Origin of the sequence: Hypericibacter terrae (assembly GCF_008728855.1) — a bacterium.
GTDB lineage: Bacteria > Pseudomonadota > Alphaproteobacteria > Dongiales > Dongiaceae > Hypericibacter > Hypericibacter terrae.
In genome coordinates this window covers 2,487,014-2,499,432 of sequence record NZ_CP042906.1, presented here as the reverse complement: position 1 = coordinate 2,499,432, position 12,419 = coordinate 2,487,014, and the positions used below count along the sequence as shown (strand labels likewise).

Annotated in this window: 11 protein-coding genes; 6 read left to right on the top strand and 5 right to left on the bottom strand. The window is 64.5% G+C overall.

Features of this window, described 5'->3' with window-relative positions; translation table 11 throughout:
* Positions 1-431: 431 nt before the first annotated feature.
* From FRZ44_RS11515 to FRZ44_RS11500, 4 genes are all read right to left on the bottom strand, one after another.
* A complete protein-coding gene (locus FRZ44_RS11515) occupies positions 432-1,205 on the bottom strand; it encodes an amino acid ABC transporter ATP-binding protein (protein WP_151177323.1) in 774 nt (257 codons plus the stop codon).
* Positions 1,206-1,238: 33 nt separating this feature from the next.
* On the bottom strand, positions 1,239-2,375 hold the full coding sequence (locus tag FRZ44_RS11510; protein WP_318526394.1) for an amino acid ABC transporter permease: 1,137 nt from the start codon (positions 2,373-2,375) through the stop codon (positions 1,239-1,241).
* 5 nt (positions 2,376-2,380) lie between these two features.
* Positions 2,381-3,577 carry an amino acid ABC transporter permease gene (locus FRZ44_RS11505; protein WP_151177322.1) on the bottom strand — a complete coding sequence of 399 codons (1,197 nt, stop codon included), beginning with the start codon at positions 3,575-3,577 and terminating at the stop codon, positions 2,381-2,383.
* Positions 3,578-3,673: 96 nt separating this feature from the next.
* Positions 3,674-4,699, bottom strand: a complete 1,026-nt coding sequence (locus FRZ44_RS11500) for an amino acid ABC transporter substrate-binding protein (RefSeq protein WP_151177321.1) — start codon at positions 4,697-4,699, stop codon at positions 3,674-3,676.
* Positions 4,700-4,907: 208 nt separating this feature from the next.
* On the opposite strand from FRZ44_RS11500, the gene metC reads away from it, so the two are divergent.
* From metC to FRZ44_RS11485, 3 genes are read left to right on the top strand one after another with little or no spacing between them, the layout of a single operon-like run.
* Entirely contained in the window at positions 4,908-6,125 is a 1,218-nt protein-coding gene (metC, locus tag FRZ44_RS11495) for a cystathionine beta-lyase (protein WP_151177320.1), read from the top strand.
* The gene (hisI, locus tag FRZ44_RS11490) at positions 6,122-6,523 is read left to right on the top strand and encodes a phosphoribosyl-AMP cyclohydrolase (protein WP_151177319.1); all 402 of its coding nucleotides are present in this window, start codon (positions 6,122-6,124) and stop codon (positions 6,521-6,523) included. The genes metC and hisI overlap by 4 nt, the downstream gene beginning before the upstream one ends.
* Before the next feature lie 27 nt (positions 6,524-6,550).
* Complete coding sequence (locus FRZ44_RS11485) at positions 6,551-7,378, top strand: sulfotransferase (protein ID WP_151177318.1); 828 nt, start codon at positions 6,551-6,553, stop codon at positions 7,376-7,378.
* Positions 7,379-7,387: 9 nt separating this feature from the next.
* Here the strand turns inward: FRZ44_RS11485 and FRZ44_RS11480 are convergent, their stop codons facing one another.
* Positions 7,388-9,094, bottom strand: coding sequence for a pilus assembly protein TadG-related protein (locus tag FRZ44_RS11480; RefSeq protein WP_191908541.1), 1,707 nt, complete (start codon positions 9,092-9,094; stop codon positions 7,388-7,390).
* A gap of 336 nt (positions 9,095-9,430) precedes the next feature.
* Here FRZ44_RS11480 and FRZ44_RS11475 point away from each other — a divergent pair, with 336 nt between their 5' ends.
* Genes FRZ44_RS11475 through FRZ44_RS11465 form a run of 3 tightly spaced genes read left to right on the top strand, consistent with a single transcriptional unit; the run spans position 9,431 to position 12,402 of the window.
* Positions 9,431-9,967, top strand: coding sequence for an A24 family peptidase (locus tag FRZ44_RS11475; RefSeq protein WP_151177316.1), 537 nt, complete (start codon positions 9,431-9,433; stop codon positions 9,965-9,967).
* Between the two features lie 9 nt (positions 9,968-9,976).
* Positions 9,977-10,981, top strand: a complete 1,005-nt coding sequence (gene cpaB, locus FRZ44_RS11470) for a Flp pilus assembly protein CpaB (RefSeq protein WP_151177315.1) — start codon at positions 9,977-9,979, stop codon at positions 10,979-10,981.
* An 11-nt stretch (positions 10,982-10,992) separates the two neighbouring features.
* Positions 10,993-12,402: a type II and III secretion system protein family protein gene (locus FRZ44_RS11465; protein WP_191908540.1), complete on the top strand. Its 1,410-nt coding sequence runs from the start codon at positions 10,993-10,995 to the stop codon at positions 12,400-12,402.
* The last annotated feature ends 17 nt before the right edge of the window (positions 12,403-12,419 follow it).

Sequence of the window (12,419 nt, the reverse complement as noted above, 5' to 3'; positions counted from 1 at the left end):
CCCTGCAGCGAAGTGCCGCCCGATCGACTGCGACGCCCCCACGAGCATCTTTTTCGGTCTTATCGAGCGGCCCACACCCCGGGCACCAAAACGCTGGGACATATATGAGAGAAAACTTTCGAAAATGCTAGAGGCATTATTTTCCTTTTAAACCATAACAGTTAACCACAACAAGTTAAGTAATCAATTTTAACCATTATTGTTTAGATCTACTGTGAGTATTTACCTGATGTTTATTCTGTCACAACTCTGCCACAGGCGCCCTTTACTCGGACAATTTTCGTTCATCGGTGGGCAGCATTTATTACCCAGACCCGAACCTCTCGCGCATCAACACACCCCGGTGTGCCGGGGTTGCAAGGCTCTGAATTCGGTGAGGAAATGGCGCGTCGCGGCCGCCCAAAGAGGGTCAGCCGCGACCGAACGCCGCCTTAATGATGAAGGATCTGACTCAAGAAAAGTCGGGTCCGTTCGGAGCGCGGGTGGTTAAAGAACTCTTCCGGGGCGTTTTCTTCGATGATTTCGCCCCGATCCATGAAGATCACCCGGTTCGCCACGGTGCGGGCGAACCCCATTTCATGGGTCACGCAGAGCATGGTCATACCCGACCTGGCCAGCTCGATCATGACGTCGAGCACTTCCTTGATCATCTCCGGATCGAGGGCCGAGGTCGGCTCGTCGAACAGCATGACCTTGGGGTTCATGCAGAGCGAGCGGGCGATCGCCACGCGCTGCTGCTGGCCCCCGGACAGCTGCCCCGGATATTTGTCCGCCTGCTCAGGAATCTTGACGCGCTCGAGATAGAGGCGCGCCTGCTTCTCCGCCTCGGCCTTGGGCATCCGGCGCACCCAGATCGGCGCCAGCGTCAGGTTCTCCAGCACCGTCAGATGCGGAAACAGGTTGAATTGCTGGAACACCATGCCGACCTCGCGGCGCACCTGCTCGATATGCTTGACGTCCTGGTTGAGCTCGATGCCATCGACGACGATGCGGCCGCGCTGATGCTCTTCGAGCCGGTTGATGCACCGGATCAAGGTCGACTTGCCCGAGCCCGACGGGCCGCAGATGACGATGCGCTCGCCCTTCGCGACGGTCAGGTTGATGTCCTTGAGCACATGGAAGGTGCCGTACCATTTGTTCACGGCCTCGAGCAGCACGATCGGCGCCTCGGCCTGCCCCGCCTGAACCACTGCCGCTTCAGCCATGTCCCGTCTCCCCTGCCCGTTCGAATTGAATGATCATTGCCGCCGCTGGCCCCGCTGCAGCTTGCGCTCCAGCGCCTGGCTGTAGCGCGACATGGCGAAGCAGAACGCGAAATAGATCAGCGACACGAAGGCGAGCGCGGTGTTGATCAGACCCAGCCAGTTGGGATCGCGCGTCGAGGCCTGGGCGATGCCGAGAAGCTCGATCAGCCCCATGATCAGCACCAGGTTCGTGTCCATGAAGAGCCCGATGAAACTGTTGACGATGCCGGGGATGCAGATGCGCAAGGCCTGCGGCAGGACGATGAAGGCGTTCATCTTCCAGTAGTTGAGGCCCAGCGACATCGCCCCTTCATATTGACCCTTGGGAATCGCCTGCAGCCCGCCGCGGATCACTTCCGCCATATAGGCCGAGGCGAACAGCGAGATGCCGACCAGGGCCCGCACCAGCTTGTCGAAATTGACGCCTTCGGGAAGGAAGAGCGGGAAGATCACCGAGGCCATGAACAGCACGGTGATCAGCGGTACGCCGCGCACGAACTCGATGAAGGCGACGGTGAGGATCCGGATCACCGGCATCGCGGAACGGCGCCCGAGTGCCAGCACCACACCCACCGGCAGCGACACGGCGATGCCGGTCACGGCGATGATGAGCGTCAGCATCAAGCCGCCCCAACGCGACGTATCGACCGGCGTCAGGCCGAGCCCGCCATAGAACAGCAGGAAGGCGATGAACGGATAAACCAGGAAGAGGAACGCGCCGATCCAGAGCTTGTAGGGAACCCGCCGGATCAGGATACCCGCCACGCCGAGGAAGAGGATCAGGAAGGCGATATTGACTCGCCAGCGCTCCGCCTCCGGATAGAAGCCATACATCATCTGCCCGAAGCGCGCCCGCACCATGGTCCAGCAGGCGCCCGGCTTCACGCAATCGGCGCGGCTGGTGCCTTCCTGCCAGTTGGCCGAGAAGATCAGCCAATCCAGCAGCGGCGGCACCGTCTTGTAGAGGAACCACAGCGCCAGCAGGGTCAGGATCGAGTTTGTCCAACTCGAGAAGAGATGGGCCCGGGCCCAGCCGATGAAGCCGACCTGGAGGACGGGCGGCGGCAGATCGGGTTTGCGGTCCTCGGGCGGAGAGACGCCGTCGTCGGTGCGGGTGGCCATCTCGGACATGGCGATCAGCGCTCCACCAGCGCGATGTGGCGGTTATACCAATTCATGAAGGCCGAGATGATCAGGCTGATGACCAGGTAGATCGCCATGGTGAGCGCGATGCATTCGACGGCCTGGCCGGTCTGGTTCAGGGTCGTGCCGGCGAACACCGCCACCACCTCCGGAAAGCCGATGAAGACCGCCAGCGACGAGTTCTTGGTCAGGTTCAGATACTGGCTGGTCAAAGGCGGGACGATGACGCGCAGAGCCTGCGGCAGCACGATCTTGCGCGTCACGATGCCCCGCTTCAGCCCCAGCGCCAGCCCCGCTTCGGTCTGCCCCAGGCTCACCGCCTGGACGCCGGAGCGCACATTCTCGGCGATGAAGGCCGAGGTATGGATCGAGAGGCCGACCAGCAGCGCGATGAACTCGGGCGCGATCTGGAACCCGCCCTTGAAGTTGAACCCGGCCAGCTCGGGGAACGACCAGACCATGCGGAAGCCGAACAACAGCCCCACCACCAACGGCAGGCCGATGATCAGCCCCAATCCGGCCCAGAAAGAGTGAAACGGCTGGCCGGTCAGCATCTGGCGGCGGCGGGCCCAGGCCGAGACCAGGACGGCCCCCAGCATGCCCACCAGCAGCGCGACCGGAATGATCCCGAAGCCGGGCTGCAATTCCGGCACCGGTGAATAGAGCCCGCGCTGGTTCAGATAGAACAGGCTAAATATATCGATGCTCTGGCGCACGCCGGGCAAAGTCGAAAGCACACCGAAATACCAGAAGATCAATTGCGCCAGCAGCGGAATATTACGGATGACGTCGACATAGACTGCCGCGAGCTTGGCGATCAGCCAGTTGTTCGAGAGCCGCGCGACGCCGACGATGAAACCCAGGATCGTCGACAGGATCACGCCCAGGGCCGAAACCAGGAGCGTGTTCAGGAGCCCGATCAGGAGCGCCCGGGCATAGGTCGAGGTCAGCGAGTAACTGACCAATTTGAAGGAGATATCGAATCCGGCGATGCCATGGAGAAAGCCGAAGCCCGAGGCGATGCCCCGCTTGGCGAGATTGACACCGGTGTTGTGGACGAAGAATGCCGTCAATAGCAGCAGAAGGCCCGCCACCAGCGCCTGATAGAACAGTGCCCTGGCGGTCCGGTTCTTCCACAAGGGGACCGAGCTGCCGGTCAGTCCGCTGGCGCGGTCGACCAATCCGGTCATGCCGCTCTCCGTTCTTGCTGAAGGCAAAAGAACGAGAGGCGCGCCCCATCCCTCAGGATCGGGCGCGCCCCATCATTTCCGTCCGTCTCGCCCGCTTCAGCGAGCTGGCGGTGCGTATTGCAAGCCGCCCTTGGACCAGAGCTCGTTCAGACCGCGAGCCAGGGCCAGGGGGGTCTTCAAGCCGACATTGCGCTCGAAGCTTTCGCCGTAATTGCCGACCTGCTTGATGATGTTGTAGGCCCAGGTGTTGTCGACGCCCAGCATCTTGCCCATGTCGTCCTCGGCGCCGAGCAGGCGACGGACTTCGGGGTTGTCGGAGCTGGCCTTCATTTCGTCGACATTGGCCTGGGTAATCCCGAACTCCTCGCCGATCAGCATGGCGAAGAAGGACCAGCGCACGAGGTCGCCCCACTGGTTGTCGCCATGGCGCACGGCCGGCCCGAGCGGCTCCTTCGAAATGATCTCGGGCAGGATGATGTTGTCGCCGGGGTTCTTCAGCTGGGTGCGCTCGGAGGCGAGGCCCGAAGCGTCGGTGGTATAGGCGTCGCAACGGCCCTCGTCATAGGCCTGGCGGGCCTGGTCGGCGGTCTCGAACACCACCGATTTCAGCTCGAGATTGTTGGTGCGGAAGTAATCGCCCAGATTCTTCTCGGTGGTGGTACCGGTCTGCACGCAGACCGTGGCGCCCGACAGTTGCTTGGCGCTGCTCACGCCCAGCTCCTTGCGCACCATGAAGCCCTGGCCGTCATAGTAATTGACCGCGACGAAATCGAGGCCGAGGTCGGTATCGCGCGACAGCGTCCAGGTGGAATTGCGGGCCAGGAAGTCGATCTCGCCCGATTGCAGCGCCGTGAAGCGCTCCTTCGAGCCCAGCGGCACGTATTTTACTTTGGTCGCATCGCCAAAGATGGCGGCGGCCACGGCGCGGCACAGATCGACGTCGAGGCCGGTCCAATTGCCCTTGTCGTCGGGTGCGCCGAAACCGGTCAAGCCGGTCGGCCCGTTCACGCCGCAATTCAGCACGCCGCGCGCCTTTACGTCGTCGAGCGTCGAAGCCTGGGCGCTGCCCACGGCGAAAACCACGGCCAGCGCCGCGGCGGCAAACATAACAATTCGCTTCATTTGGTAATCCTTCCCTGTAATGGCTACCCGAGTGACGCGGGTCGGTTTCGGGGCAATCCGTTTTCCGGATATTTCGCCCAGCCTCTGCATAGCGTTCAACATTGGAGGTCCAAGCACAACCCCCTTGTTGCGTCCCTGCCTCGACCTTTAACACGGGGCTTCCTGGTGCTACAAGCCAGGGCCCGCTGCAAGCCCCGGAAAATCACTTATGAGTGAGCGCACTCCTGACATATCGCCTGCCGGCGACGACACCCTCCTCACGCATGTCGGCAACCGGCCGCGAGATAATTTCGGTGTCGTCAACCCGCCCGTCTACCACGCCTCGACGATCCTGTTTCCGACGGTGGCCTCCTTGCGCGAGGCCGAAGTCAGCCGGGCCCGCTTCTCGATGGTGACCTATGGGCGCCAAGGAACGCCGACGACGATGGCGTTCGAGGAAGCCGTGGCCAGGCTCGAGGGGGCCGACCGCGCCCTGGCGCTGCCCAGCGGGCTTGCCGCCATCGCCGCCTCGCTGATGGCCTTCCTCAAGACGGGCGACCATTTGCTGATGGTCGATACCGTCTATGGGCCGGTCCGCGGCCTCTGCAAACGTTTACTGGCCGATTTCGGGATCCAAACGACCTATTACGACCCGGCCATCGGCGAGCGCATCGGCGGCCTGATGCGCCCTGAGACCAGGGTCGTCTATCTCGAGGCGCCGGGCTCGCTGACCTTCGAGATGCAGGACGTGCCGGCGATCGCGGCCGCCGCCAGGGCCCGTGGCGCCACGGTGATGATGGACAATACCTGGGCCACGCCGCTTTTCTTCAAGCCGCTGCGTCATGGCGTCGATGTGGTGATCGAGGCCGCGACCAAATATATGGGCGGTCACTCCGACCTGATGATGGGCGTGGTCGCGGCCGACCATGACCGGCTGATCCGCATCAAGTCCGCCGCCCATATGATGGGCCATGCCGCGGCGCCCGACGATTGCTACCTGGCGCTGCGGGGCCTGCGAACCCTTTCCGTGCGCCTGGAACGCCACCAGAAGACCGGTCTGGAACTCGCGCGCTGGCTGCAGGTGCGTCCCGAGGTGGATCGCGTCCTGCATCCGGCCCTGCCGCAGGATCCCGGCCACCCCCTCTGGAAACGCGATTTCGGCGGCGCGACGGGGCTGTTCGGCGTCGTGCTCAAGCCCTGCGCTCCGGAAGCGCTCGAGGCCATGCTCGACGGCATGGCGCTGTTCGGGATGGGGTATAGCTGGGGCGGCTATGAAAGCCTGATCCTGCCGGTGGCTCCTCAGGCGTCGCGCAGCGCGACCCGGTGGGACGCAGCGGGTCCCACCCTTCGCCTTCATGCCGGTCTCGAGGACATCAAGGACCTGAAGGCGGATCTCGACCGCGGTTTCGCCCGCCTCAATGCCGGCAAAGGAGCCCAGGACCCATGAGCGCCGCGATCTTGCCCGCCGGCATCGCCGAAGCGGTCCCGTTCGACCGTGACGGGCTGGTTGCTGCGATCGCGCAGCAGCATGACAGCGGCGAAGTCCTGATGCTGGCCTGGATGAACCGCGAGTCCCTGGCCGAGACGCTCGCCACCGGCGAGGTCTGCTACTGGTCGCGTTCGCGCCAGCGCCTCTGGCGCAAGGGCGAGACCTCCGGGCAGCGCCAGCGCCTGGTCGAGTTGCGGGTCGATTGCGACGGCGACACGCTCCTGCTGCTGGTCGATCAGAGCGGGGTCGCCTGCCATACCGGGCGACGCAACTGCTTCTTCCGCGCCTGGCGCGAGGGGCGGCTTGAAACGATCGCGGAGGTGCTGGTCGATCCGAAGACGTTGTATGGTTTCTGAGCAATATCGGATTCGACGAGGAGCCTGATGGCCGCGACTGAAAAGCCCCCCATCTTCGTGATCGGCCCCACCACCCGCTGCGGCACCAGCCTGCTGCAGCGGCTGCTCAACTCCACGGGCAAGGCCGTCATCTATGGCGAGAATTTCGCCCTGCTCCAGACCTTTCCCGACATCATCCGCAACTACCAGCGCGAAGCCGACGCCAAGCGCAAGGTGATCGCCATGGCGCGGGATCTCCTGGTGAAGGAAAAGGAAGACTTCGAGGCCTCCAGCCTGTTTCCCGATTTCGACAACTACCTGCGCGCCCTGATCGGCTCGTTCCGCCTGCTGATGCGCAGCTATCGGGACGACGCCGCCGCCCTGGGTTTCGAACGCTGGGGCATCAAGCATCAGATCCGCAACCAGACCAGTTTCGCCCTCCTGCCGCGCCTGCTCCCCGATGCGCGCTATGTCATGATCTATCGCGACCTTCTGCCGGTGGCCCGCTCGGCCAAGGCACGCTGGCCCGGCGATTTCCGGGGCCCGCAGGACTGGCGCCGCTTCGCGCGCAACTGGGCCGACAACATCCGGACCATGCAGCGCCTCTCCGGCGACGCCTTCCTGCTCTTCAAATACGAGACGTTCACCGCCGATCCCGAGCCGCATCTGCAGCGCCTCGAGCGCTTCGTCGAGATCGAGGGAATCGACCGCGCAGTGATGGCCCGGCGCATCAACGACCAGCCGCGCTTCGCCCCCGATGGCACCGCGATCACGGATTACCGCCCGCCGCAGGAGGTCAGCGCAGAGGAAACCAGCCTGATGATGGGCGAGTGCGAGCCCTTCTATCGCGAGCTCGGCTACGGTGTCGCGGGCTAGGCCCGTGAGCTACAGCGACAGGCGCAGCTTCGAGAGGTTCGAGGCGATCTGGCTGAACGCTTCCTGCAGCTCCGCAACCGTCGGCGCATTGTAGTAATAAGGCGCGTTCGGCTCCGTGGCGACCGACGACAGCAAGGTCGTCAGGGCCGGGTTGGTGTTGTCGAACTGGATCACATAGAGCTTGATGCCCGCGGCCTTGACGTTGGCGGCAAGCTGCAGCAGGCGGTTGTTGAGATTGTTGCGCGTGTTGGCCGCCGCGGGCGGCGACGGCAGAAAGCCATGGGCGGCGTTCGTCGTCGTGCCGGCGCCCGTGCCAGACCCGAAGCGACCGGCATAGGCGTCGCCATTGCCGCCGACGATCTCGCCGTCCGTCAGCAGGACGATGGCGCGCTGCCGGGGGAACGGCACCGTCGCGACGGCCTCGTTGAAGGGATCGCCCGGCATGAGGACTTCCCAGGCCCAATAGAGGCCCTGCGGGATGTCGGTGTTGCCCGCTGGCGTGGTCAAGGCATTGATCGCGTCGGTAATGGTCTGCTTCGTATGATTCAGCGGCGTAATGCCGTGGATCAGACAGTCGGTGCAATCGTTGCTTTGTGGCGAGTTGATCGTCGGCGCCGCGGTGTGCCACCAGGCAGGCTGGTTGGACACGTCGTCGGGGTGATTGGGATCCGCGTTGTTGTCGTTCCAATAAGCGCCATAGCAGCTTTTGTTCGTGTTGCGCCAAGTCGAAAGGGATTGGCTGCTGGTATAGGAGCCGCTTCTGGACTCGCCCTCGAGCGCCGGGATGGGATCGTATCCCATCCACTGCTTGTTGCCGATCGTTTTGTAGCCGATATCGAGGTCGCCATCGTTGGTATTGTCACTGTCCCCGACATAGCGCGCATAGACGCAGCCCTTCCACCCCGCGCCAGGGTTACGCAGGAAAAGAACGGGCGAGTTGTTGACTTTATAGAGGACGGTCTGCGCCACGCCGGTGACCGGATTGATGAAGGATGGCACCGTGACGGTGGTGGTCAGCGAGGGATCGTAGGCGGGGCCGCCATTGATCGTGACGTTGGTTTTCGCGTTCCAGGTCACCAGGCCGATATTGAGCAGATTGTAGGTCGTGCCATCGACCGTATAGGTGGGCGAGACGGTATTGTCGCCATAGAGGATGCCGACCAGCGTGTTGGCCGCGTCGCGGGCGCCTTGAATCTTCGTCAAGGGTTGGCCCATCGAACCCGACATGTCGATGGTGAGGACCAGGTCGAGCATGTCGACCGAGCGCGTGACTTCCGTCTCCGCCGCGACCGTCATGGTCTCGAAGCCCAGCACATGCATGAAGGTCGTGGATATGACGGCGGACGCCGTGAGCTTCAGCTTGGTCTTGTCGGCATTGTCGGAGATGACGGGCCCGGTGACGGTCGCCCCCATATAGCCGTCGGGGAAATTGGCCTTGAAGAACATCGCAATATCGGCGTCGCGATTGGCCGAGAACATGATCTTGCCGCCGGCCAGCGCCGCCGCGTCGAGGGCGGAGGAAAGCTGCGAGCGCACCATGTAGCCGCGCGCCGCGTCGGTCGCGAGACCGAGCGCACCGATCAGCGGCACGATCGCCACCGCCATGAAGGTGATGACGGTGCCGCGGCGATCCACGGCGAAGGCGCGAAGCCCCGCCGCGCATTGCCGCCAGAGCTGGCGCAGGCGCCCGACCGGATTCGTGGCACGTCTAACCATGCCGCTCTGATACGCCGGCACGCTTAAAGGAATCTTTAAGTATGCGCGCAGTTTTCGGTGAAATCGCCGCAAGCTGTCGGCATCACCCCAGGCTTTCCGCAGGAAAGCAGATTCGCGGAAAGATTGCGCTTGCCGCCGGCGCAGGAATGACGGCCAGGAGCCCGGAAAATGCCACAGCAGCGCTGCCGCATCGCGCTCGCGCGCCATCGCGCATCGCCGCCCCGCTTTACCGAACCTTAAGCCTGAGGTGTTTCGCTGAGGGTTGACGAAGAGCGCCCGTGCCGCGCCGCCGTGGCGCACCCGCTCCTGCCGATCGCGACGAGGTAGACCGTTGATATGTTGAGCCCGGTCGTCCACCTGCTCATCATTGCCAGTTATGCCGGGCTGCTGCTCTACGCGGCGGCGCAGGACATGCTGACGCTCAAGCTGCCGAACCGGCTCAGCCTCGCGATCCTGCTGCTCTATCCCGGCCATGTGCTGGTCTCGGCAACGCCGATCGACTGGCAGGCCTCGCTCATCCTCGGCGGCCTCGTCCTGGCCGGCGGTATCTTCTGCTTCTTCATGGGCTGGGCCGGCGGCGGCGACGCCAAGCTGTTCGCGGTCGTCAGCCTCTGGGCCGGCCCTGCCCTGTTCCCGCTCTTCCTGCTCATCACCGGCGTCAGCGGCGGCCTCATCGCCGGGGCGATGCTGGCGCGCCGGCATCTGGCCCCGCGCCTCGCCCCGCGCTGGGCTGCCACGCACGGGTTGAGCGCCGCGGGTGTCCCTCATGACGATCCGATCGCCAAACGCGCCGCGCAGATGAGCCTGCCCTATGGCGCGGCGATCGCCCTCGGCGGCCTCGCGGTCGCCGTCTCCCTTTTGATGCAAGGCTGAGGTGTTCCCATGTCGGCACGCAGCGTGATCCTGCTCATTGCGGCCCTGCTCATCGCCGGCACGGCCGCCTATATCACCCGCGGCGTGCTGAGCGCCCGCAAGCCCGCCGACCAGCCGGCCGTTGCCGAAGTGGCGGCACCCCTGCCCGCGGCCGACAGCATGATCCTGGTGGCCGCGGCGGATCTGCCGACCGGCACCCTGCTCAAGCCCGAGCATCTGAAGTGGCAGGCCTGGCCGCAGAATGCCATCACGCCCGCCTTCTTCGCGCAGTCCCAGTTCAAGGTCGAGGACTTCGTCGGCGCCGTCATCCGGCGCGGCGTCGCCATCGGCGAGCCGCTGCAGGCGACGGCGGTCGTGAAGCCGGGCGAACGCGGCTTCCTCGCCGCGGTGCTGAAGCCCGGCATGCGCGCGATCTCGATCGGCGTGGGCGAAGTCACCGGAATCGCCGGCATGATGCTGCCGGGCGACCGGGTCGACATGCTGCTGACCCAGACATTGCCGGCCGAAGCGAATACCGAAGCCAGCAAGCAGGACCGCCACGCCACCGAGACGGTGCTCGAGAATATCCGCATCCTGGCGATCGATCAGACCCTGGATGACATCAAGGGGCAGCCGGTCTCCGGCAAGGTCGCGACGCTCGAGGTCACGCCCAAGCAGGCGGAAATGATCGCCGTCATCGGCGAGATCGGGCGCGTCCAGTTCAGCCTGCGCAGCCTGGCGAAGGACCCCGCCGAGCAGACGCCCGCGATCGCCAGCCTGCAACCGGGGACGCCCCCGGATACGACAGCCGCACGGGAGAGCGAGGAAACGCTTGCCGGCGACCCCGGCGACGACAGCGTTTCCAAGCCCGCGGAATCGGCACTTCCGGAACCCGTCGACGACGACACGCCGCCGATCCGCGGCAAGACCTACACCTTCGACAGCGAAGTCAGCCGGCTGCTGGGCCGCAAATCCACCGTGCAGGTGCAGGTGGTCCAGGGCAGCGCGGTGCAGCAATTGACCTTCGACCAATGAAAGGCCCCGCAATGCGCTCCCTGTTGCAGCGACTGGTCTTCGGCATGGCGGCCTTGGCCGCCGTCGCCTTTGGCGCGGTCATGCCTGTCTCCGCGCAGGAGCAGGTCGCCGTCACCGGCGCCAAGATCCAGATCGAGCGGAACGAGGGAACGTTGCTGCGGATCAACACGCCGGCGGCCTCGGTCTTCGTCGCCAATCCGGAGATTGCCGACGTCGCAGTCAAGTCGCCGCGGCTGATCTATGTCCTCGGCAAGAAGCCCGGCGAAACCACGCTCTATGCGGTCGACGAGAACGAGAAGGTTCTGCTCAGCTCGACGATCGTGGTGGCGCACAACCTGTCGCGCCTGACCGAAGAGCTGAAACGCGTGGTCCCCGACGGCGACGTCACCCCGCACTCGGTCGACGCCGGCATCGTGCTGGACGGCGCGGTCGCGACCGCGGCCGAGGCCGAGGATGCCCGCCGGCTGACGACCCGCTTCCTGAGCCAGGGCGAGGAAGTGATCGATCATCTCGCCGTCACCGCCGCCAACCAGGTCAATCTCAGGGTTCGCGTCGCGGAAGTCTCGCGCAGCGTGGTGAAGCAGCTCGGCATCGACTGGAACATGGCGGTCAGCACGGCAGGCTTCGCCTTCGGCATGGTGACGCCGGCCTTCGCCAGCAACATGGTCAAGCTGGGCTCGGTGGCGCAAACCGCGACCGGCTTCCCGATCTCCTACAGCAACGGTGCAGTCGATCTGAACGCGTTGATCGATGCGCTCTCGACCGAAGGACTGGTCTCCGTTCTGGCCGAGCCGAACCTGACGGCCCTCTCCGGCGAAACCGCAAGCTTCCTCGCCGGCGGCGAGTTCCCCATTCCGGTGCCGCAAGCCGCCGATACCAGCGTCATCACGGTTCAGTTCAAGAAGTTCGGTGTCAGCCTCTCCTTCACGCCGACCCTGCTCGGCGACCGTCGTATCAGCCTGCGCGTGGCGCCAGAGGTGAGCGCGCTTACCAATGACGGCGCCGTGAGAATAGGCGATTTCGTCATTCCCGCCCTGACAACGCGGCGCGCCGAGACGACTGTCGAGCTGGCCAGCGGCCAAAGCTTCGCGATCGCCGGCCTGATCCAGAACAACCAGCGCGTCGACGCCGACAAGGTCCCGGGCTTGGGTGATATCCCGATTCTCGGCGACCTCTTCAAGTCCGACAAGTTCCAGCGCCAGGAGAGCGAGCTCGTGATCCTGGTCACGCCCTATATCGTGCAGCCGGTCTCGGCACCACGCCTGGCCGCTCCCACCGACGCCACCACCGGCAGCGAAGGCAGCCAGAAGCTCGCCTATGGCTCGGGCACCGGGGTTTCCGTCGGCGACCAGCCGACTGCCAACGGCGCCCCCGTCCCTGCCGTCGGCGCCAATGGCCCCGTCGGCTTCGTCGTCCAGTAATCGCGGCCCAGGAACCG